The sequence below is a fragment of the Flaviramulus basaltis genome (assembly GCF_900114265.1).
Taxonomy (GTDB): Bacteria; Bacteroidota; Bacteroidia; order Flavobacteriales; family Flavobacteriaceae; genus Flaviramulus; species Flaviramulus basaltis.
Genome location: NZ_FPKV01000003.1, coordinates 347,509 through 369,629, shown reverse-complemented (window position 1 = coordinate 369,629; position 22,121 = coordinate 347,509). Strand labels below are relative to the sequence as shown.

General features: G+C 30.4%; 20 protein-coding genes. 12 read left to right on the top strand and 8 right to left on the bottom strand.

Annotated elements, in window-relative coordinates:
• The first annotated feature begins 31 nt into the window (after positions 1 to 31).
• The 4 genes from BT151_RS13810 (at position 32) to BT151_RS13795 (ending at position 3,933) form a co-directional block, all read left to right on the top strand.
• Positions 32 to 1,279, top strand: coding sequence for a type IX secretion system plug protein (locus tag BT151_RS13810; RefSeq protein WP_072403177.1), 1,248 nt, complete (start codon positions 32 to 34; stop codon positions 1,277 to 1,279).
• Positions 1,280 to 1,389: 110 nt separating this feature from the next.
• Complete coding sequence (gene apaG, locus BT151_RS13805; RefSeq protein WP_072402922.1) at positions 1,390 to 1,776, top strand: Co2+/Mg2+ efflux protein ApaG; 387 nt, start codon at positions 1,390 to 1,392, stop codon at positions 1,774 to 1,776.
• Between the two features lie 183 nt (positions 1,777 to 1,959).
• Positions 1,960 to 3,243 (top strand): agmatine deiminase family protein, encoded by a 1,284-nt coding sequence (locus BT151_RS13800; RefSeq protein WP_084647974.1) that lies wholly within the window; start codon positions 1,960 to 1,962, stop codon positions 3,241 to 3,243.
• 45 nt (positions 3,244 to 3,288) lie between these two features.
• Positions 3,289 to 3,933 carry a DUF1801 domain-containing protein gene (locus BT151_RS13795; protein WP_072402921.1) on the top strand — a complete coding sequence of 215 codons (645 nt, stop codon included), beginning with the start codon at positions 3,289 to 3,291 and terminating at the stop codon, positions 3,931 to 3,933.
• 1 nt (position 3,934) lies between these two features.
• On the opposite strand, the gene BT151_RS13790 is transcribed toward BT151_RS13795, so the two are convergent.
• Both BT151_RS13790 and BT151_RS13785 read right to left on the bottom strand, forming a co-directional pair.
• On the bottom strand, positions 3,935 to 4,927 hold the full coding sequence (locus BT151_RS13790) for a DUF6695 family protein (RefSeq protein ID WP_072402920.1): 993 nt from the start codon (positions 4,925 to 4,927) through the stop codon (positions 3,935 to 3,937).
• Positions 4,920 to 5,645, bottom strand: coding sequence for an NRDE family protein (locus BT151_RS13785; protein ID WP_072402919.1), 726 nt, complete (start codon positions 5,643 to 5,645; stop codon positions 4,920 to 4,922). The genes BT151_RS13790 and BT151_RS13785 overlap by 8 nt, the downstream gene beginning before the upstream one ends.
• Before the next feature lie 151 nt (positions 5,646 to 5,796).
• Between BT151_RS13785 and pruA the strand changes: the two genes are divergently transcribed.
• The 3 genes from pruA to BT151_RS13770 all read left to right on the top strand — a co-directional run bounded on the left by pruA (position 5,797) and on the right by BT151_RS13770 (position 9,823).
• Complete coding sequence (pruA, locus tag BT151_RS13780) at positions 5,797 to 7,425, top strand: L-glutamate gamma-semialdehyde dehydrogenase (protein WP_072402918.1); 1,629 nt, start codon at positions 5,797 to 5,799, stop codon at positions 7,423 to 7,425.
• Between the two features lie 12 nt (positions 7,426 to 7,437).
• Positions 7,438 to 8,523: an L-dopachrome tautomerase-related protein gene (locus BT151_RS13775; RefSeq protein ID WP_072402917.1), complete on the top strand. Its 1,086-nt coding sequence runs from the start codon at positions 7,438 to 7,440 to the stop codon at positions 8,521 to 8,523.
• A gap of 340 nt (positions 8,524 to 8,863) precedes the next feature.
• Positions 8,864 to 9,823: a tetratricopeptide repeat protein gene (locus BT151_RS13770; RefSeq protein WP_072402916.1), complete on the top strand. Its 960-nt coding sequence runs from the start codon at positions 8,864 to 8,866 to the stop codon at positions 9,821 to 9,823.
• Here the strand turns inward: BT151_RS13770 and rsmG are convergent, their stop codons facing one another.
• Entirely contained in the window at positions 9,824 to 10,453 is a 630-nt protein-coding gene (rsmG, locus tag BT151_RS13765; protein WP_072402915.1) for a 16S rRNA (guanine(527)-N(7))-methyltransferase RsmG, read from the bottom strand.
• Positions 10,454 to 10,595: 142 nt separating this feature from the next.
• Here rsmG and BT151_RS13760 point away from each other — a divergent pair, with 142 nt between their 5' ends.
• Both BT151_RS13760 and BT151_RS13755 read left to right on the top strand, forming a co-directional pair.
• A complete protein-coding gene (locus tag BT151_RS13760; protein WP_072402914.1) occupies positions 10,596 to 11,696 on the top strand; it encodes a fatty acid desaturase family protein in 1,101 nt (366 codons plus the stop codon).
• A gap of 25 nt (positions 11,697 to 11,721) precedes the next feature.
• On the top strand, positions 11,722 to 12,906 hold the full coding sequence (locus BT151_RS13755) for a pyridoxal phosphate-dependent aminotransferase (protein ID WP_072402913.1): 1,185 nt from the start codon (positions 11,722 to 11,724) through the stop codon (positions 12,904 to 12,906).
• A 55-nt stretch (positions 12,907 to 12,961) separates the two neighbouring features.
• On the opposite strand, the gene BT151_RS13750 is transcribed toward BT151_RS13755, so the two are convergent.
• Positions 12,962 to 13,225: a hypothetical protein gene (locus BT151_RS13750; RefSeq protein ID WP_072402912.1), complete on the bottom strand. Its 264-nt coding sequence runs from the start codon at positions 13,223 to 13,225 to the stop codon at positions 12,962 to 12,964.
• A gap of 540 nt (positions 13,226 to 13,765) precedes the next feature.
• On the opposite strand from BT151_RS13750, the gene BT151_RS13740 reads away from it, so the two are divergent.
• Complete coding sequence (locus BT151_RS13740) at positions 13,766 to 16,426, top strand: T9SS type B sorting domain-containing protein (RefSeq protein ID WP_171946640.1); 2,661 nt, start codon at positions 13,766 to 13,768, stop codon at positions 16,424 to 16,426.
• Here the strand turns inward: BT151_RS13740 and BT151_RS13735 are convergent.
• From BT151_RS13735 to trkA, 3 genes are all read right to left on the bottom strand, one after another.
• Complete coding sequence (locus tag BT151_RS13735) at positions 16,423 to 16,677, bottom strand: hypothetical protein (RefSeq protein ID WP_072402909.1); 255 nt, start codon at positions 16,675 to 16,677, stop codon at positions 16,423 to 16,425. The two genes, BT151_RS13740 and BT151_RS13735, sit on opposite strands and share 4 nt — an antisense overlap.
• A 160-nt stretch (positions 16,678 to 16,837) precedes the next feature.
• Positions 16,838 to 18,331 carry a TrkH family potassium uptake protein gene (locus BT151_RS13730; RefSeq protein WP_072402908.1) on the bottom strand — a complete coding sequence of 498 codons (1,494 nt, stop codon included), beginning with the start codon at positions 18,329 to 18,331 and terminating at the stop codon, positions 16,838 to 16,840.
• A gap of 1 nt (position 18,332) precedes the next feature.
• Positions 18,333 to 19,682, bottom strand: a complete 1,350-nt coding sequence (trkA, locus tag BT151_RS13725) for a Trk system potassium transporter TrkA (protein ID WP_072402907.1) — start codon at positions 19,680 to 19,682, stop codon at positions 18,333 to 18,335.
• 137 nt (positions 19,683 to 19,819) lie between these two features.
• Here trkA and ubiE point away from each other — a divergent pair, with 137 nt between their 5' ends.
• Positions 19,820 to 20,545, top strand: a complete 726-nt coding sequence (ubiE, locus tag BT151_RS13720; protein ID WP_072402906.1) for a bifunctional demethylmenaquinone methyltransferase/2-methoxy-6-polyprenyl-1,4-benzoquinol methylase UbiE — start codon at positions 19,820 to 19,822, stop codon at positions 20,543 to 20,545.
• Between the two features lie 4 nt (positions 20,546 to 20,549).
• Entirely contained in the window at positions 20,550 to 21,281 is a 732-nt protein-coding gene (gene porT / locus BT151_RS13715; protein ID WP_072402905.1) for a type IX secretion/gliding motility protein PorT/SprT, read from the top strand.
• A gap of 3 nt (positions 21,282 to 21,284) precedes the next feature.
• On the opposite strand, the gene BT151_RS13710 is transcribed toward porT, so the two are convergent.
• A complete protein-coding gene (locus tag BT151_RS13710; protein ID WP_072402904.1) occupies positions 21,285 to 22,004 on the bottom strand; it encodes a TrmH family RNA methyltransferase in 720 nt (239 codons plus the stop codon).
• Positions 22,005 to 22,121 lie beyond the last annotated feature (117 nt).

The window sequence follows — 22,121 nt, the reverse complement described above, 5'->3', positions numbered from 1 at the left end:
TGTTTATCTTTACAAACAAAACAATAATAAAATGCTTATAAAGTTTAAACAAATCATTCTTTTTGTTTTAATTCCTTTGATTTCTTTTTCTCAAGTAGAAGAAGTTAATCCTCCAGATTATATTAAAACCATTAACTTTAAAGGCAATACCCCAGAAACTCAATTACCCATTTTAAAATTAGGAGAGTATGTGATTTTAGAATTTGATGCTCTAAACGGTGAGGAAGAAGATTATTACTATAAAATTGAACATTTTAATTATGATTGGACGCCTTCGGTTTTAATAAGATCTGAATTTATGGATGGTTTTGATAACCAACGCATCAGAACTTACGAAAACTCTTTTAACACTTATCAAATATATTCACACTACAAGCTCACCATTCCAAATCAATTTACCAAAAGGTTGAATGTTTCTGGTAATTACATGATTTCTGTTTATAACAATGATGACAATCTTGTTTTTTCAAGAAAATTCATGATTTATGAAGACAAGGTTAATGTAGGTGTCAATATAAAAAGAGCAAGAGATGTTCAGTTTATTGAAGAAAAACAACGTGTGGAAATAGTTATTGCATCAAACAATATGCAGCTTAACAATCCATCTCAAACAGTAAATGCTGTAATTGTTCAAAACAATAATTTAAAAACAGCTATTTCAAATATAAAACCACAATATACCATAGGTAATCAACTTATTTACAAATACGACCACGAAACTAGTTTTTGGGCCGGAAACGAATATTTCTATTTTGAAAATAAAGATATTAGAGCCGCTAATACAGGTATTCAGTTTATAGAATTAAAAGATTTATATCACAACTACCTCTATACTAATGTAGAAAGAATAAACAGCCCATACACATACAATCCTGATATTAACGGGAATTATGTTATTTTAAATATTGATGCTGAAGACCCTAGTATTGAAGCAGATTATGTTTGGGTTCATTTTTCTTTACTAGCAAATGAGGCTTTAAAAGACAAAAACATTCATGTGTATGGTAATTTTAATAATTACACTACAGATGATAGCACAAAAATGCACTTTAATGCTGAAAAAAATATTTACCAAAACACCATGTTATTAAAGCAAGGATTTTATAACTACAAATTTGTTGTAACTAATAACAACACTATTGACGAAGGTTTTATTGGCGGAAACTTTTACCAAACCGAAAACAACTACAAAGTACTTGTGTATTATAGAGATTTGGGATCTCGATATGATAAAATTATTGGCATTGGAGAAGGGAATTCTGTAAATATTTCTAACTAAAATTACCGTTTATCTAATTTTTCAATCAAAGACGCTAAAATTCATCATCAACTGCTTTATATTTCATATTTTAGCACCATTATAAACACATGGTTTATTAATAGTTAACAATGGTACAACAAGTTACAAGAGGCATAAAAATATCGGTAGAAACCACCTACGAAGGCTCGTTTTATAAAAATTATAAAATACAGTACGCTTTTGGTTATACTGTAACTATTGAAAACCAAAGTAAAGATTCTGTACAGCTTAATGCTCGCCATTGGGAAATTTTAGATGCCTTAAATAATATTGAAACCGTTTCTGGCGAAGGTGTTATTGGTAAAAAGCCTGTTTTAAAACCTGGCGAATCTCACACTTACACATCTGGTTGTTTACTTACTTCACCATTTGGTGCTATGCAAGGGCACTATAGTATGGTAAACTTTACAACTACAAAAAAGTTTAAAGTAACTATTCCTACTTTTAAACTAAGTGCTCCTTTTGCTATAAATTAAGCTATTCTTTTTTATTTTTTTAATGGATCCTTATCCTCATAGAGGAATTACAAAATGCTTTTCCTTTCGAGTAACACTAATTTTTATTGAAATTTTCAAAATAGAAACACAATTCCTATCTCATTATTAAAATGTTAAGCAATAAAGTGTATTTTAGTATTACACATCAGTAAACCAGATAATATGAAATCCATTTTAACTAGCTTAATAATTGCAGTATTAATCATTTCATGCTCATCTCCAAAAAAGAATAACAATCTATTTATTATAAATCAACCTGCAGAGTTTGAAAGTCAAGAAGCAATTTGGTTAATTTGGCCATCAACCAATCATAAAGAAGGGGAATCTGTTGAAAAAGTCACACTTTCAATTATTGAAGCATTAATTAATGACATAAACATAGTGGTAACTTGCAAAAATAAAGAACTTTTGAAGCGTGCAAGTGAAAGATTAAAAACCCTTTTTGGAGAACAGCCAAGACTTAAACTTTTAGAGCTTCCATCTTTTGAGATTTGGGCAAGAGATATGGGACCAATATTTGTTGAAACAAATAAAAACACCTTGGCTATTGCAGACTTTAATTTTAACTCTTGGGGCTACTCAGATACTCTAGATATTGACACAAAAACCGAAGAAATGTATGATGTAAGAGTCGCAAAACATTTTAATTTGCCGGTTATTTCTAGTTCAATGATTAGTGAAGGTGGGAATAGAGAAGTAAATGGAAAAGGGACATTAATAACTACAGAGTCTGTTGAAAGCAACAGAAACCCTAACATGAGCAAAAAAGAGATGGAAGCTGAATACATGAGGCTATTAGGTGTTAAAAAAATAATTTGGTTAAAAAAAGGTTTAGTTGAAGATAACCATACGTTCCTTGGACCTATTACTGCCTCAGACGGAACAAAAGCTTATACTGTAGTTACAACAAATGGTCATATTGATGAATTCGCTCGTTTTGTAAATGATTCCACAATTCTTTTAGCACAAATAGATAGTACAGAATTTAGCGATCCAATTGCTTTTGAAAACCATAAACGAATTGAGGAGAATTATCAAATACTATCCAAAGCTACTGATCAAGATGGCAAACCATTTACCATTATAAGAATGCCACTTCCTGGAACTATTTTTTCTACAATGAGTCCAGGTGATTATGTTTATGAATATATTAAAACACTTGATTATGAGGATGGAAGTACTTTTCCTAAAGGAAATACCGTAAAAGTTATAGCTGCCCTTAGCTATCTCAACTTTATTATTACAGACAAGGTCATTGTTGGTCAAACGTGCTGGAGAGAAGGCATGCCAAATGAGTTGAAACTAAAAGATGAAAAGGCAGCTCAAATTTTGCAATCTGTTTTTCCAAATAGAAAAATAATAATGATTGATGCCCTTGCTGTTAATTTGGGCGGTGGCGGTATACATTGCATTAGCATGTATCAGCCTAAATTCCCAAGCAATTAAATTTAAAAATTTAATGAAATTAAAAACACACAATATCTTAATTGTATGAATCCAAAAGTTGATGCCTTTTTAAATAATTTAGTAGAATGGCAAAAAGAACTAGAACTACTAAGGGCTATTATTCTTGAATGCGGGTTAGAAGAAGCGTATAAATGGATGCATCCTTGTTATACTTTTCAAAAAAAGAATATTGTATTAATTCACGGATTCAAAACGTATTGTGCATTACTGTTTTACAAAGGAGCATTGTTAAAAGACGAAAACAATATTTTGATTCAGCAAACAGAAAATGTTCAATCTGGTCGTCAAATCCGATTTACTAATATTAAAGAAATTGAAAAACTTAAATCGGTTATTAAAACCTACATATTTGAAGCCATCGAAGCAGAAAAAGCTGGCTTGAAAGTGGAAATGAAAAAGACTTCAGAATTCCATCTCCCAGATGAATTAGAATTAAAATTTAAAGAAAACCCAAATTTTAAAGACGCCTTTAATTCTTTAACACCAGGACGCCAAAGAGGATATTTACTCTATTTTTCAAAAGCCAAAGCCTCAAAAACTCGAACTTCGAGAATTGAGAACTATGAAAAAAGAATTTTTGATGGAAAAGGATTGAATGATTGTGTTTGTGGACTATCACAAAAAAAGCCAAATTGCGATGGCTCTCACAAATATATTAACAACAAATAAATTACTCCACTCTCTCAAATCTAAAAACTTTCTCATTTTGTTTTACATGAAAGAATTTACAGTTTGAGTAATGAATAAATTCAAATTCTAAATCATAGTCAAACGAATCATCATCAACTACAAATCTATCATGAATATCAATATTTCCGTAGGCTGAAATACGCCTATAATTATACACAACATCGTGCCCTGTTCTATATAATTCAAACCAAGCTCCTGCTCCAATACCAGATAGCCATTGGGCCTTTTCGTGTAAATCACTAACAGGTTTAGGCTCTAGCGTACCAACAAATTTTGGCTCATGATCCTTAAGCTTATCTAAAAAACATCTGATATTTTCACTTTTTTGCGAGCCTTCAAATTTGGATATTTCTCCCGTTTCTGACAATTCAAAAACCTGTTTTTCAGTATTTGCTAACAACACATTACCAACCGTACTTGGTGTAAACCATTTCGATTTTTTTAGTTTGTTTTTAATTTCTAAATCAGTCACCGAAGCAATCAAACTATCAGTAACAAAACGTGCACAATTACTAGCCTCTTTTATAAACGCTGCATAACGTATAAAATGTTTTTCTTGCATTTTGGTAATATATTCCCTCGCTTTTTTATAATCTACAGCATTACAAACCGATGCTACTAACTTACCATCACCATGTGTTAGTTTAGGATGGGTTCCTAGAAATTCTAAAATAGCATCTAAATTTTTAATCTGGTCATTTTCAATTTCAGCCTTTAACGGAAAGTGTAATTCGTTATCAGTATCACTTCCGCGAACGCGTCCATTAGGCTCAGAAGTTATATAACGCCCAAAATCATGATATTCTATAACACCTGTTTCTTTATTAATCAATACCAAAGCCGCATGTCCAGCTCGCAAATAATTCTTCTTTCCAACACCAATAAATCGTAAAAAAGGTGAAAACCATTCTTCAGAAACCATAACAATAGTATCTGGATATGCCAAGGTTAAAATAATTCCTGTATTACTCATTAACTACTTGAGGAAGATTGAAGGTCTCTATAGAAACCAATTTATTTCTAAGGTTTTCATAACGCATTTCGATAGCGTCATTTTGTTTTTCAACTTGCGTAATACTAGTCGTTTTCACAAAACCTCTATTCATTATAACACCATAATCATCATTACCACTACCTGCAGTTTTATGAAATTCCAATAACGAATTTGCATTTAATTCATGGTCAGATTTAAAACTACTAAACCATTCTAAACGCTCATTTTTCATGGCTTTAGAATACAATGTTGAAGATGACCAAATTCTTGGTTCTAAAGGTAATTCTAAAATGTGTTTTTGATTACCATCCCAAACCAATTCATAAAATTTTAAATTAGAATTCCAATCTGCAATAACTATTGTAAATGGCTCAATGTTTTCTAAATTGTAATCATTTATTGTTGTTATTATATCTTCAGCAATCAAAAAATCTTTAGCAACTACCCCTCTACTTTTTCTATATTCTGGTTTTCTTTCATGAATTTCAAAACCTCCATTAAGCACACAAATAAGCATGTTTTTTTCGCTAACACCAATCCAAGTTCCTCCAGATTGCTCATCTTTTGGAAAAAGTAATTTAATATTATTTGCTTCATAAAAATTTGGTGGTAAAGAAATTCTATTTGGTGCTTCGTCTCTATTCGAAGTTAAAATAAAATCGTTATCCCCTTTAGGAATTATAGTAACTGTACACATGCCATTTATAGTCTTAAAACAGATTTGCAACTTACAAAAATTAAATAAAATTTAACGCGCTTTTAGGTATTGGTTGTTCCTTAAAATCATTTAAAAATTCTTAAATTTGTGGCGTATTTACTGAAAATTCAATAATAAAAAATAAAAAATCATGGGAAAAGGCTTTTTTAATGTACCAATTGCTGTAAACGAACCTATAAAATCTTATGCTCCAGGATCTCCTGAAAGAGCTGAAGTTTTAGAAACTTACAAAAATATGTTTAACAGTAAAGTAGATGTGCCTTTGTACATTAATGGTGAAGATGTAACCACTGGAAATACCAGAACAATGTCTCCACCGCACGATCACAAACACATTGTAGGCACTTATCATTTAGCTGAAAAGAGCCATATTGACGACGCAATTTCTACAGCTTTGAAAGCTAGAAAAGCTTGGAGTCAAACTCCTTGGGAACAACGAGCAGCCGTATTTTTAAAAGCTGCAGAATTAATTGCAGGACCTTACAGAGCAAAAATAAATGCTGCAACCATGATGGCACAATCTAAAACTATACATCAAGCTGAAATTGATGCGGCTTGTGAGTTAATAGATTTCTTGCGTTTTAATGTTCAGTTCATGACAGACATTTACATGGAACAACCAGAAAGTACAAGTGATGCTTGGAACCGTATTGAATACCGTCCTTTAGAAGGATTCACTTATGCTGTTACACCATTTAACTTTACTGCTATTGCTGGAAATTTACCGGCTTGTATGGCGTTAATGGGTAATGTTGTCGTTTGGAAACCAAGTGATAGCCAAGTATATTCAGCAAAAGTGATAATGGATGTATTTAAAGAAGCTGGAGTTCCTGCAGGGGTTATTAATGTTGTTTTTGGTGATCCTTTCATGATTACGAATACAGTAATGGCTAGTCCAGATTTTTCTGGCTTACACTTTACGGGTTCATCATATATATTTAAAGAACTTTGGAAACAAATAGGAAATAATATTCATAATTATAAAACCTATCCAAGAATAGTAGGAGAAACTGGTGGTAAAGATTTTATTATCGCTCATAAATCTGCCAACGCTAAACAAGTTGCAACTGCTATTGTTCGTGGAGCGTTTGAGTTTCAAGGTCAAAAATGTAGTGCTGCTTCAAGAGCTTATATTCCAAAAAACTTATGGAGTGATGTCAAAAAGATGGTTATTGAAGATGTAAAATCATTCAAAATGGGTTCTCCTGAGGATATGAGTAATTTTATTACTGCGGTTATTCATGAAGGTTCTTTTGATAAATTGGCAAAATATATTGACCAAGCAAAAGCAGATAAAGATGCTGAAATTATTGTTGGTGGAAATTATGATAAAAGCAAAGGTTATTTTATAGAGCCTACAGTAATTGTTACAACTAATCCTAAATATACAACCATGTGTACAGAGTTATTTGGCCCAGTAATTACTATTTATGTTTATGAAGATAACGCTTACGCGGAAACTTTAAAATTAGTTGATGAAACTAGTGAGTATGCTTTAACAGGAGCGATTCTATCTACTGATAGATATGCTGTTACACAAGCTACCGAAGCTTTACAAAATAGCGCAGGAAACTTTTACATTAATGATAAACCTACTGGTGCTGTTGTTGGACAACAACCTTTTGGTGGCGCCAGAGCATCGGGAACTAACGATAAAGCTGGTAGTCCTCAAAACTTATTACGTTGGGTATCACCAAGAATGATTAAAGAAACGTTTGTAACACCTACAGATTATCGTTATCCGTTTTTGGGAGAATAAATTACAATCAACATGAATAAAACACTTTATATAGTATCTATTGTATTACTGCTTGTATCTTGTAAAGAAGTAAACAATAAGAAAGTAGATATTGCTATATCTAAGCAAACCGATAGCGTTGCACAACAAATCATACAAGTTGCAGAGTTTAAAGGTCAGCAAGTTACGGGAGTTACTGTTACAGATTCAGGACGCATTTTTGTAAACTTTCCAAGATGGAGAAAAGGTGTTGTAAATTCGGTTATTGAAATCACTGCTGATAATCAAAAGAAAAGCTACCCAAACGCTGACTGGAATTCTTGGGAAATTGGAGAAACTGTTGTTGACAATAAATTTGTTGGAGTACAATCTGTAGTTGCGTTTGAAAATAGAGTTTACGTTTTGGATACTAGAAGTCAATTATTCGAAAATGTATTAAATGCACCTCGTATTTTTGTTTTTGATTTAACAACTAACGACTTAATTAGAACTTACATTTTAGATAAAAACAGTTATCATCCTGATTCTTATGTCAATGATCTTCGAGTAGATAAAAACAACAAGAAAATTTACTTTACAGACTCAGGGCACGCAGGATTGATCGTATTAGACATTGATTCTGGTAAATCCAAAAGAATATTAGACAATCATAAATCTACTAGTGCTGAAATGTCTTATTTAACCTTTGGTGACAAGCAATGGAAAAACACCATTCATTCTGATGGTATAGCGTTAGACACTCAAAATAATCGCCTTTTTTATCACGCACTTACTGGGTATAGCTTGTATTCAATAAACACGAATTCTTTTCAAATTGAAAACGAAAATCAAATCGAAGAAAATGTAAAATTTGAAGCCAAAACTGCTGCTCCAGATGGAATGATATTCGACAAAGCAGGAAATTTATATTTTGCAGATTTAGAAAATAATAAAATCCAGTACAGAAAACCAGATGGTAGCGTCCACACTCTCATAGAAGGGAATACGATTAAATGGGCAGATACATTTAGCATTTATAATAACTACTTATATTTTACAAATTCTAGGATTAATGAAGTTTCTGAAAATATTTCAAATATGACATTCACCCTAAACAAAATCAAACTACCTTCTAATTGAGAAAATAGAATTAAACGGCATACTCAAAACAAAATTAAACAACGGCTAAAACATATTTAAATGATGTTAAAGCCAAAGATTTTGAACAATGTGCTTATTTATATTATGATGATAAAGCTAATTACCTTATTAATATAAATGATATAAATCAATCTATTATAATAGATTGATTTAGCATTTAAAACAGTAACAAATAGCCTAGGAAAAGAGTATTTACAGAAAAAGAGGTTAAAATTAATTTAAACTAAAAACGTCCGTCGGCTTTAATAGTTATCTTTAAATAAAAATAATGCTAAATTCATTACTTAATAATTGGCATATTATTTGTTGCAATACAACTATGAAAAAAAACATTATTCTACTACTTTTTATATGTCCCATAATTAGTTTTGGGCAAGCGAATAAAATATTTAGGCAAGCTTCAAGGACGAATGACTTAAATGAAAAAATAGCATTATTAACTCAAGTTATAGATCTTGAGCCCAATAATCTGGACGCCTACTTTTATAGAGCTATTGCTAAAAATGATTTAGGTGATTTTCGCGGAGCTATTGTAGATTATTCTAAAATAATTGTTGAAGAGCCGGATGCCGACACTTATTACAATAGAGGAAATTCAAGATACAGTATAAAAGATTTTACAGGTGCTAAAGAAGATTATGCTAAAGCCTATATGCTTGATGAAAACTTTATTGACGCACTCTACAGTTTAGCTTGTGTAAAACTTGATTTAGAAGAATATGAAGACGCTTTAAAAGATTTTAGTAGTGTTTTAAAAGTTGCTCCAGACCAAGCAAAAGTGTACACTTTAAGAGCTGCTACTTATAAAGCTTTAGAAAATTATCAAAATGCTTTACAAGATTATTCAACATCTGTTTTAATTGAACCAAATGCCGATTCTTATTATAATCGTGGTGTTTTTTTAATGGATATTAATTACCATAAAGAAGCAAATGTAGATTTAACAGAATCTATTAAACTTAATAAAAATAACTCATACGCTTATTTTTATAGAGGTGCCTCAAACTTGTTATTAGGTGAATTTCTTGATGCTATTAAAGATTTTTTAAAAGCCATTGAATTTGATTCGGTAGATTTTGATGCATATCTTGGTCTTGCAATAGCTTATAATAAAGTAAATGACGCTGCCAATGCTAAACTTAATTTTGAAAAAGCAAATAATATAATTTCACCAAACGAATCCGTTAAAAGTATTGAACAATATACAAACACTTATTGGTTTCAAACACAATACTACTATTTCAATAATAGCATAAATGAATTGGTAAAATTAAAATAATTAACCTTTAAATTTTATTGGTAAGTGTACTACTTTTTTAGTTTCGTAAAAATCTTCTGAGAAATAATCACTTAAATTATATATGGTAGCTGTTCTGTAATCTTTTAGTTCCTCACTTAAATCTCCTCCTTTTAAATAGAGTATTCCATTTTTAAGGTCATGATTTTGTTCTTTAGCAATCTTACCTTTAACCCAATGTACAAAGGTTGGCATTGCAGCAACAGCTCTACTTACAATAAAATCATAAGTATCATTAATTTCTTCTACTCTACTATGTGTTGTTTTAACATTAGTTAAACCTAAACCTTCAACAACTTCATCTACAACTTTTATTTTTTTAGCAATACTATCAACTAAATGAAACGAACATTCTGGAAATAAAATAGCTAAAGGAATTCCAGGAAACCCACCACCTGTTCCAACATCAAGAATTTTGCTTCCATCTTTAAAACTTATAACTTTTGCAATGGCTAATGAATGTAATACATGACGTAAATAGAGTTCATCAATATCCTTACGAGATACCACGTTAATCTTTAAATTCCAATCTTGATAAAGTGATTCTAATTGTTTAAATTTCTCTATCTGGTCATCAGTAAGGTTAGGAAAATACTTTAAAATGAGTTGCATTCTTGTTAAATTTTGCACAAAAATATACTTTTTTAATACATATTTTTACAAAAAAACGTTATTACTTCAATTCGTTTATACCTATCTTTGCAAGGCATGTGGTAACTCGAATTTTATTCAATATCATATTAAAATTAATAGCATGACTAAACAGGCATTATCATTTTCAAGAACCGACTCTGCAAAATTTTTCAGAACTCTTAACAAACGTGTTAACGATTACTTTAAAGACAATAACGTTAAGCGTACTGGAAACTGGAAAATATGGGTTAAAACAATTGTTATGTTCTCTTTGTTTTTAACACCTTACTTTTTAATATTAACCTTAAATATCCCTGGTTGGGCACAGTTAATTTTAACAGTGGTTATGGGAATTGGCATGGCAGGTGTTGGCATGAATGTTATGCATGATGGTAATCATGGATCATTTTCTAATAAAGAATGGATTAACCGTTTAATGGGAAGTAGCATTTACATTCTTGCAGGAAACGCATATAATTGGAAAGTACAACATAACGTTTTACACCATACTTACACTAATATTCACGGGCATGATGAAGATTTAGATGCTGGTAGAGTTTTACGATTTACTGAGCATTCTGAGTGGAAATGGCACCATAGATTCCAACATTATTATTCTGTTTTACTTTACGGTTTGCTAACCATAAACTGGGCAATTACTACAGATTGGCAGCAAATGCGTCGTTATATGAAGCGTAAATTATCTTATGGGAAATTCCCAAACCCAGTTTGGAATTGGAGTAAACTAGTCATCTCAAAAATTATATATGTAGCTATCTGGATTGTTATTCCTATGGTTTTTTTAGAAATTGCTTGGTGGAAAATTTTATTAGGCTTTTTTATAATGCACTATACTGCAGGTTTAATTTTAAGTGTTGTTTTTCAATTAGCGCATGTTATGGGTGAAGCTGAAATGCCTTTACCAGAAGAAAATGGTACCATGAAAAACACTTGGGCTATTCATCAATTAAAAACAACTATTAATTTTAGTACAAAAAATAAAATTGTTAATTGGTTTACAGGTGGTTTAAATCATCAAGTGGAGCACCATATTTTTCCGCACATTAGCCATGTACATTATACTAAAATCTCTAAAATAGTTAAAGAAACTGCTAAAGAGTTTAACTTACCTTATAACGAATACAAAACAACCCGTGGAGCAATAATCTCTCATTTTAAATACTTAAGAGAAATGGGAAGAAAACCAGCTTTACAAGTCTAACCATATTTTATTTACTATTAATTAAATGCAATTACTTTCAGATAGAATTTTAAACATGGCTACGTCTGCTACGTTAGCTATGGCCGCAAAAGCGCGAGAACTAAGAGGCGAAGGAAAAGATATTATTGGTTTAAGTTTAGGAGAACCAGACTTTAATACACCAGACTTTATTAAAGAAGCCGCTATTCAAGCTATTAATGATAATTATAACTCATATTCCCCAGTTGATGGATATGGCGAATTAAAAGACGCTATTATCACCAAATTTAAACGTGATAATAATTTAACTTACACACCTGCACAAATTGTAGTTTCTACAGGAGCAAAACAATCATTAGCTAATATAGCTGGTGTCATGATAAATGAAGGTGATGAAGTTATTTTACCATGTCCTTATTGGGTAAGTTATGCTGATATTGTAAAGTTAAACGATGGTGTTCCGGTTGAAGTAAAAACTTCAATTGATACCGATTTTAAAATGACTGCATCACAACTTGAAGCTGCCATTACGCCAAACACTAAAATGCTTTGGTTTAGCTCACCTTGTAACCCAAGTGGTTCTGTTTATAGTAAAGATGAATTACGTGCTCTTGCCGATGTTTTAGTTAAGCATCCTAATATTTATGTTGTTTCTGATGAAATTTACGAACATATAAATTATGGTGAAGGTCATGTAAGTATGGCTGAATTTGATGACATGTACGATAGAACTATCACTGTAAATGGCGTTTCTAAAGCATTTGCAATGACAGGTTGGAGAATTGGATACATTGGTGCTCCTGAAAAAATAGCTCGTGCTTGTAATAAAATGCAAGGTCAAATTACAAGTGGCGCTAACTGCATTGCACAACGCGCAGTAATTACTGCTTTAAATGAATCGCCTTCTCGTGTTCAATACATGATTGACGAATTTAAAGTGCGACGTGATTTAATTTTGAGTTTATTGAATGATATTGAAGGTTTCAATACTAATACTCCTGAAGGTGCTTTTTATGTATTCCCAAATATTTCACATTTCTTTGGAAAGACATTTAGAGGAACAACAATAAACAATGCATCAGATTTTTCAATGTATTTATTAGAAGAAGCTTTAGTTGCAACAGTTGATGGTGGTGCTTTTGGAAATCCAGATTGTATTCGTATATCTTACGCAGCTTCACAAGAACAAATTATTGAAGCTATAAAACGTATAAAAGAGGTTGTAAGTTAGCACCTTTTAAAACTATAGATAATTTTAAAAGCCACTAATTTAATTAGTGGCTTTTTTATATAAAGTAGAAAAAAAACACTATTAAACTAATAATAAAAACAGCAAATACTATTAATTGTTTTAATCTAGCTTGTTTATTTTCTTTTCTAATTCTTTTCTTAATTTCTAATAATTGCTTTGGAGATGCTTTAGGCAAATTATGTAACTTACTTTTAGACCAGTCAAAACCGCCCGAAGTTTTCCTAAATCTTCTACTCTTATCAAGCATAATTGACTTATTACTTTTAAGAGTACTTATAAATGATTCTCCAAATGGCATAAATTGAAGTTTTAAAAAAAATATATAAAAATTGAAACTAATACTAACATTAATATACCTAAAACAATATATTGTTTAATTCTAATTTGTTTATATTCTTGCTGTAACTTATCGCGAAGCTTTATTAATTCATAATGTGAAAATTTATTACATTTCAACTCTAGTTTTTTTGATTTATCACTTCCAGATAAAGTGTTTTTCAACCTATCTCTTTTAGACAATAAACTTCTATTTGACTTAATGGACGATATAGCTGATTGCACAACACCAAAGCTCATAATTCCTAAGTTTTAAATTAAAATTCATTTAAAAAGAACACTTTATATATATGTAGACTATTTTGTTAAAATGTTACTATTATTCTTTTAAATAATTTTGCTATTATTTCTTTTTTGATAAAAATTTTTCACTATAACTAAATTTAATGTTAAATAAACCATTAAATTATTCACATAAAGATTTATATATTAATTTAACAAACAAAAAACCTTTCTCAATTTATTAATGTCTGTTTTAAAAAAAATATTTTTTTTGGCTACAATGCTATATTCAATTTTTGCATTAACGCAAAATGAAACTAGTAATTGGCTTTTTGGTGAAAAAGCAGGACTAAATTTTAAGGATACACGATTAACGTTAATAGAGAATGGAGCAATGGATACGCCGGCTGGGTGTTCAAGTATTTCAGATAGAAATGGAAATTTATTATTCTATACAAATGGTAATTCAGTTTGGAACAGTGATCATGAAATAATGCAAAACGGAACTAACTTAGCTGGTGATATAAATAATACTCAAAGTTCTATAATTGTTCCAAAACCTAATGATGATGATATCTATTATATTTTCACCACCAGAGAAAACGCTACAAACAATCCATTAGTTACTGCTGGACTTTTTTATTCTGAAGTTGAATTTTCAAATCAGAACCCTTTAGGAGCAGTAACCAACAAAAATATTAGACTCACAAATACTATAACTGAGCGTATTACAGGAATACATAACCCAGAAAGTCAATCTATTAAAGTTATTACTTTTGGTAGTGACGTTTCAGGACAGACTTCTCCTAAAGATACTTTTTTTGTTTTTAATGTTGATGAAAATGGCGTTAATAAAACACCCATAAAAACAAAAGAAAGAACTATTGTTTCTTCTATAGGAGCAATGAAAATTTCTCCTAATGGAAAAAAAATAGCTTTACTTGATAATGAGGGTAACTTTATTTATTTATATGATTTTAACATTAATAATTCTACAATAAGTTTTGACACTATTGTAAACCCAAATCAATTAATGGATCCTCTTTCTGTTTACGGTGTAGAATTCTCACAAGACTCACAAATACTCTATTTTACAGGAAACAATGCATCCAACACTAGTTTTTTATATAAATACCTTATTTATAGTGATAATATTTTTAATGCGAAAATATACCTATCTGTTACTCGTGATTATAGTTTTGGAGATTTGCAATTAGCTTCTAATGGTAAAATATATATAGCAAATTTTTATCCTAACTCGCCAATAACTTCAATTAACAACATAAGCGTTATTAACGAGCCTGAAAATAATGATGAGGGAGATTCTGAATTCTCTCCTCTAGCAATAAATTTAAGATCGGGAGCATCTTACAAAGGCTTACCTAATTTTATTGTTTCTTTTTTAAGGAATAGAATCATTACCGAAAACAAATGTGTTGAAGAAGCCTTTGAGTTTACTACAGATACATATATGCCTATAGATTCCATCTTTTGGGAATTTGGAGATGGAACAACATCAACATCTCTTTCTCCTATAAAACAATATACTGTTAGCGGAAAATATATTGTTAATGCAACTATTACTTATAAAAACATAGCCTACTTAATACAAAAAGATATTGATGTTTACGCTAAACCGATAATTAATAGTAATGAGGTATTGACTCAATGTGATGTTGAAAATACAGGAATATCTTTATTCAATTTAAATAATATAAAAGATCGAGTTATTAATTTCAATAAAGATTATCAATATGTATTTTACCCTTCAAATAATGACGCATTAAATGACTCTAATAGTATTATTAACCCAGATAACTATACTAATAATACTAACCCTGAAGAACTTTATGTTAAAATTATTAGTCCTGAAGGCTGTTATTCTATCAGCAACTTTTTTATAGAAACAACTAGTAATGATTTAATTGATATAGAAACTATTTACACTTGTGAAGATTCTGATAATATTTCAAATAATGGTATTGGTCGTTTTGATTTAAAATCGAAAGAAACTGAGATAAAATCACAATTCAATATTCCTGAAACTTCTATGTTAAGCTTCTATGCCACTTTTGAAGATGCACAAACAAAAATTAATCCATTAGCATTTTTCCATGAAACTCAAACAACAACTTTATGGATGAGAATTGAAACAGAAGATAATAATTGTGCTGGAATAGGATCTTTTAATGCCATAGTAAATTCGGGTATCTCTTTAAACATTGAGGATGCTTATACTATTTGTTATTCCAATCAAGATTCAATAATTAATCTAGATGGAAACCAAACTAATGAAGCTTGGGAATGGAGAGATAGTAGCGACCAGATTATTTCAACAAATCAGAAAATATCTTTAAGTAATCCAGGAAATTATTCATTAACTGTTTATAAAACAGAGAATAATTTAACGTGTTCAAAAACAAAAAAATTCGCTATAAAATCACCAAATCCTATCACATTTCAAGAAGTAAAAACAGAAAACAATCAAATATTCATTTCTGTAAACGGAAAAAGTAATTATGAGTATTCAATAGACGGAATAAATTATTTTGGAAATAATAAAGAATATACTTTTAGAAATGTAAAAGCAGGTATATATACTGTATATATTAAAGATATTGATAATTGTGAAATACCTATCAATCAAAAAGTAGCATTTATTGGCTTTCCAAGGTACTTTACCCCAAATAATGATGGTATTAATGACTTTTGGAAAATTGAAGGTGTCTCAGAAGATTTCTATATCAATGGAGATATTTACATTTACGATAGATACGGTAGAAGTTTGTACTTCATGAATCTTATAACAAACCTAAACGGTTGGGATGGAACTTTTAATGGCCAGAGGCTTGCTTCAAACGATTATTGGTTTAAAGCAACCCTAACTGACAATCAAAATAATGTTTTTGTGAAAACTGGACATTTTACTATTAAATATTAATTAAAAATTAAAAGTATAATGGTTAGAAATATTGATAATTTTAAAGCAATTTCTGCATTACAACACGTTCTGTAATTTCTACTTTTAATTCGTTGTTTAATACTAAAAATTGAGGTTGTATCCTTTTTAGTATAATTCTCGTTTACGACAGCTTTATACTCTGAAGTTAAAAATCCTGAAGGCTCAATAATTAAGTCTTCATTATGTTTTGGTAATGGCTCTAAATCTACTTTTGTTAATACTAATTCCATGATTGATGATTTTAATTGGTTATATAAGAAAGACGTTTAAATAATAAAATTGTTACATCAAATATTTCTATAACTCATTAAAAATCAACATAAAAATCTTGAAAAGATTTGATTTTATTAAGAAAATTGGAAATTAAAAAAACTAGAAATTTAAATAAATTTATCTGTTTCGCCAGAAAAAAGGTGTGAGTAAAATTAATACTGTAAACAATTCTAAACGACCAATTAGCATTAAAAAAGATGCCCACCATTGTGCCAAAGGTGGTAATGCTGCATAATTATTTACAGGTCCAAATTCACCCAAGGCTGGACCAACATTCCCTAAAGTTGATGCTGCTAACCCAATAGAAGATTTAAAATCTATTTGAAACATAGAAAACACTAAAGCACCAATAATAAAAGACAGCATATAGAGAATAAAGAAGCCCAAAATATTAAATACAATATCGCCAGAAATAGCTCTTTTATTATAGCGTACTGGTAAAATAGCATTGGGATGTAAGGTGCGTTTAAACTCCATAAACCCATTTTTAATTAGGATTAAATGGCGAACTACTTTAACACCTCCCGAAGTACTACCTGCAGAACCTCCTAAAAACATAAGTCCGAAAAAGAATACCACTAAAAAAGGTGTCCACAAAGTATAGTCTGCTGTAACAAAACCTGTAGTTGTAATAACAGTTAAAACTTGAAATAATGAATGCCTAAAAGCACTTTCTGCTTTACCCCAAACCATGGGGTGCGCTATAGAAGACTCCGACATATCTGCTCTAAAATAAATAATTAAAGCAGCGATTACTGTAAAAATAATTATAAACTTAAAATATAATTTAAACTCTTCATCTTGTATTACTTTTTGGACCTTTCCTTTAAAAGCAAAATAACTTAACACAAAATTTGTTCCTGCCAAAAACATGAATAGGATAATAATATATTGAATAATTGGTTTTCCATTCCAATAAGCTACACTAGCATTTTTTGTTGAAAACCCACCTGTTGACAATGTAGCCATAGAATGATTAATAGCATCAAAAAAAGACATGCCTGCAACTTGTAATAAAATAGTTTCAGCAGCAGTATATCCAAAATAAATTAACCATAAACGTTTAGCCGTATCTGTAATTCTAGGATGTAGCTTATCTGCACTTGGTCCAGGAGCTTCGGCTGCAAAAAGCTGCATACCTCCTATTCCCAGTAATGGTAAAATGGCTATAGCTAAAACAATAATTCCCATACCACCAATCCAATGGGTTAAACTTCGCCAAAACAAAACACCTTTTGGTACTGCTTCAATATCATTTAGAATAGAGGCTCCTGTTGTCGTATAACCAGACATGGTTTCAAAAAAAGCATTTGTGAAACTTGGTATACTTTCAGTTAAAACATAAGGTAATGCTCCAGAAAGTGACATTATAATCCACCCAAAAGCAACAACAATATAACCTTCACGCTTATTCATTTCTTTATTATGGCTTCTAGTAAAAACCATAGCAAGTAAACCAGCTACTAAAGTTGTAATTCCTGCTATAAATATTTGGAGCGTAACACCGTCTTTATAAATTAAGCTGATTAATGCGGATAAGAGCATAAAACCACCATTAAATAATAATAGTAATCCTAAAAAATGAAAAATGATTTTGTAGTTTAATTTCATTCTAGCGGAATAATTTTTCAACACCTTTTATAGATTGCAATAAGCTGCAAACTACAACTCTATCGCCTTCTCTAATTTTAAAATCGCCTAAAGCGATAACGCCTAAACCATTTCTAATAACACCTCCAATAATGGCAGATCTTGGAAAATCGATATCTTTAATATACTTATTACAAATAGCTGAAGTTGGCTTAACTTGAAACTCTAATAATTCGGCATTCATATTACTTAGCTTAGTCATTGCTACAACTTCACCTTTTCTTATGTATCTAAATATATTGTTTGCCGCTAGTAGCTTTTTATTAATAAGAGTTTCGATACCTACAGAATGTGATAATTCAAAATAATCCATATTCTCAACTAAAGCAACTGTTTTTTTAACGCCTTTAGATTTAGCTACTAAACAAGACATGATATTGGTTTCAGAATTTCCTCCAACAGCGATAAAAGCATCCATATCGCCAATGTTTTCTTCATCTAATAAATCGACATTTCTTCCATCACTGTGTATAACTAATACATTTGGCAAATCATCAGCTATATCAAAAGCACGTTCTTTATTTTCTTCTAAAAGCTTAACATTAAATCCTTTTTCAGATAAATCTCTTGCGGCTTTATAACCAATTTGACTTCCGCCTAAAATCATTACATGCTTTACCTCTCTGTTAGATTTACCTGTTAGACTACAAAGTTCTTCTCCTCCACCCTCAGATGTAATAAATACAACATTATCGCCTCTTTTAAACTCGGTATCTCCTCTTGGAATAATAGTATACTGCGTACCAAAACGCTGAATCGCAATAGGAACAAAATGTATTTCTGGGAAAATTTTAGCTGCTTCTTTAACTGTTTTCCCAACAAATGACGCAGATCTAGACAAGGTTAATCCAACCATAGTAAGTGCGCCTTCTTCAAACTCATAAGTATCGTTAAAGGATGTTTGTTTTAAGGACAGTTCTATCTCAGATGCAGCTAAAGACTCAGGAGAAATTAACTCATCAATACCAAATTTGGTGAATCCCACCTCATCTTTGTGATGAATAAATTCTGTATTTGTAATTCTTGCAATCGTTTTTTCAGAACCTAATTGTTTAGCCAAAACACAAGCAGTAATATTTGTGGTTTCGCTTGCAGTAACTGCTATAAACAAATCGGAATTCTCAACTCTAGCATCTTTTAAAATACGAATTGAAGTAGCATCACCTCTAATAACTTTTATATCTAAATGTGTATCAGCGTAAGCTAAACTATCTTTATCTATGTCTATTAATGTAATCTCTTGAGACTCGTAAGACAATAATTTTGCTAAATGAAATCCAACTTCACCAGCACCAGCAATAATAATCTTCATTATTTAATAATCATAAAAAGTAGAGCAAATATACTATAAATACATTTTGCAGCATTAAATTGATTAGATATAATTATTTATACACCTATTATGTAATGCTTTTTTAAAAGTTTATCTTTGGCAAAAAAATTACAGATTTGTTAAAAGTAAAACCCTACAAAAACAGCGATTTAGGTAAAAAGGAACAAGTTACCAAAATGTTTGATACTATTTCTGGAGATTATGATGGTTTAAACCGCGTAATTTCTTTTGGAATTGATATTAAATGGCGAAAAAAAGTTGTTAATATAGTTAAAGAAAGCAATCCTGATACTATTTTAGATATTGCCACCGGAACGGGTGATTTGGCTATTAACCTAGCCGAAACTAATGCTACTAAAATTGTTGGCTTAGACATTAGTAGTGGTATGCTGGAAATTGGTAAAGTAAAAATTAAAAAGAAAGCATTAGAATCTAAAATAGACATGATTTTAGGTGATAGTGAAAACATGCCTTTTGATGATAATTCTTTTGATGCGATAACAGTGGCCTTTGGTGTACGTAATTTTGAAACTCTAGAAAATGGTCTAAAAGAAATTTACAGAGTATTAAAACCAAATGGCACATTTGTTATTTTAGAAACATCAATGCCCGATAAAACACCTTATAAACAAGGTTACAATTTCTATACAAAAAACATTTTACCTCTAATTGGCAAAATGTTTTCAAAGGATAGAAGTGCCTATAAATATTTATGTGAATCGGCATCAGTTTTTCCTTATGGAGAGGCACTAAACAATATTTTACGTAAAATTGGGTTTATTAATGTTGAAGATTTTCCACAAACATTTGGTGTGGCAACAATTTATAAATCATCTAAGTAATAATATGAAGCATTTTTTTGCATTAATATCATTTTTTTTCATCATTCAAACATCTAGTGCTCAACTTTTCAAAAAAGAAAAAGTGACCTTAGATGCTAATCAAGGTAGAGGCTCAACAGATAACAAATTACTGCGGTGGGGTTACTTTTTAGGAATAAGCAATTACGATTTTAACTTTGACTACAATGATGATTTACGTGATATTTATGTAAAACGAAGCCCCGGTTTTAATGTAGGTTTAATTGGGAACTTGCGAATAAATAGTTTTATTGATTTACGATTAGAACCTGGTTTACTTATTACAACAAGGGAATTACATTACAGTCAAACCTATTTTAATGGTGTTGCCGATGTGAAAAGCTCAGATTTAATAAGAGAAGTTAAATCTACTTATATTCACATTCCTTTATTAATAAAAATTTCGACCAAGCGGATTAATAATTTCAAACCTTTTGTTGTTGGTGGTTTTTCTACGGCCTTAAATCTTTCAAGTAACGAAAACAACCCAGAAGATAATAGTAATGGGCAATTTAGAACAACAAAAAACTCACTTTTTTACGAACTTGGTTTTGGTATTGATTTTTACTTGCATAACTTTAAATTCACACCTTCTATTCGCGGCCTTTTTGGCATTAACGATGAGCTAGTAAGAGATAAAGACCCAAATAGTCCTTGGACAAGTAATATTGCTAGTATGAAAAGTAGAGGCCTTTTTATTAATTTTACTTTTCAGTAAACATTACCTTCTTTTAAATTCACTTAATAAAATAGCTGTTGCAGTTGCAACATTTAAACTTTCAGTGGCTTTTAATTCTCCAAACCTTGGAATAGACACTTTTTCTTTAATTAAAGCTTCTACTTCTTTTGAAACACCATTAGCCTCATTACCCATAACCAAAATACCCGCTTGAATATCTTTTTTAGTGTATATGTTTTCGCCATCCATAAAAGCACCATAAATTGGCAACTTACTTTCTGTTAAAAAACCAACTAAATCAACATAACTAATATTAACTCTGGTAATTGAGCCCATAGTTGCTTGTATTACTTTTGGGTTAAAACAATCTACAGTTTCTTTACTACAAACCAAATTTTTAACGCCAAACCAATCACAAAGCCTAATAATAGTTCCTAAATTACCAGGGTCTCTAACGGCATCAAGAGCAACTATGAAGTCCTCTGCATCAATACTTTTACTTTCTGGTATTTTAAATATCGCAAGCGCTTTATTTGGTGTTGTTAAAAAACTAATTCGTTTTAAATCGGCTTCAGAAATTAAAACCTCTTCTTTGGCATTAATATTGAAAGATTCAATCGTATATAACGCATAAAGCACAAGATTTGATTGTAACAATTCGTTTATTGTTTTAATCCCTTCAACAACAAAAAAACCGTGTTGTTGTCTATATTTTTTTTGCTTTAAACTCGTTATTAATTTTATTTGACTTTTAGAAAGCATCCTACTTTATTAATTTTTTATAAAGAAAAGAAAATATTAGTAAGATTAGCTATTGATGAATTATTTAAATATTATTTTCAGTTGAAATAATGTATTTTTGAACCTACAAAAGGTAGT

Bases quoted from the DNA above. Each gene is read 5' to 3' on its own strand.
- BT151_RS13755 (WP_072402913.1), top strand. From the start codon at position 11,722: ATGCAATTACTTTCAGATAGAATTTTAAACATGGCTACGTCTGCTACG.
- BT151_RS13770 (WP_072402916.1), top strand. From the start codon at position 8,864: ATGAAAAAAAACATTATTCTACTACTTTTTATATGTCCCATAATTAGT.
- BT151_RS13740 (WP_171946640.1), top strand. From the start codon at position 13,766: ATGCTATATTCAATTTTTGCATTAACGCAAAATGAAACTAGTAATTGG.
- BT151_RS13775 (WP_072402917.1), top strand. From the start codon at position 7,438: ATGAATAAAACACTTTATATAGTATCTATTGTATTACTGCTTGTATCT.
- porT (WP_072402905.1), top strand. From the start codon at position 20,550: ATGAAGCATTTTTTTGCATTAATATCATTTTTTTTCATCATTCAAACA.
- BT151_RS13710 (WP_072402904.1), bottom strand. From the start codon at position 22,004: ATGCTTTCTAAAAGTCAAATAAAATTAATAACGAGTTTAAAGCAAAAA.
- pruA (WP_072402918.1), top strand. From the start codon at position 5,797: ATGGGAAAAGGCTTTTTTAATGTACCAATTGCTGTAAACGAACCTATA.
- BT151_RS13760 (WP_072402914.1), top strand. From the start codon at position 10,596: ATGACTAAACAGGCATTATCATTTTCAAGAACCGACTCTGCAAAATTT.
- apaG (WP_072402922.1), top strand. From the start codon at position 1,390: ATGGTACAACAAGTTACAAGAGGCATAAAAATATCGGTAGAAACCACC.
- BT151_RS13785 (WP_072402919.1), bottom strand. From the start codon at position 5,645: ATGTGTACAGTTACTATAATTCCTAAAGGGGATAACGATTTTATTTTA.
- BT151_RS13750 (WP_072402912.1), bottom strand. From the start codon at position 13,225: ATGCCATTTGGAGAATCATTTATAAGTACTCTTAAAAGTAATAAGTCA.
- BT151_RS13790 (WP_072402920.1), bottom strand. From the start codon at position 4,927: ATGAGTAATACAGGAATTATTTTAACCTTGGCATATCCAGATACTATT.
- BT151_RS13795 (WP_072402921.1), top strand. From the start codon at position 3,289: ATGAATCCAAAAGTTGATGCCTTTTTAAATAATTTAGTAGAATGGCAA.
- rsmG (WP_072402915.1), bottom strand. From the start codon at position 10,453: ATGCAACTCATTTTAAAGTATTTTCCTAACCTTACTGATGACCAGATA.
- BT151_RS13810 (WP_072403177.1), top strand. From the start codon at position 32: ATGCTTATAAAGTTTAAACAAATCATTCTTTTTGTTTTAATTCCTTTG.
- BT151_RS13800 (WP_084647974.1), top strand. From the start codon at position 1,960: ATGAAATCCATTTTAACTAGCTTAATAATTGCAGTATTAATCATTTCA.
- trkA (WP_072402907.1), bottom strand. From the start codon at position 19,682: ATGAAGATTATTATTGCTGGTGCTGGTGAAGTTGGATTTCATTTAGCA.
- BT151_RS13730 (WP_072402908.1), bottom strand. From the start codon at position 18,331: ATGAAATTAAACTACAAAATCATTTTTCATTTTTTAGGATTACTATTA.
- BT151_RS13735 (WP_072402909.1), bottom strand. From the start codon at position 16,677: ATGGAATTAGTATTAACAAAAGTAGATTTAGAGCCATTACCAAAACAT.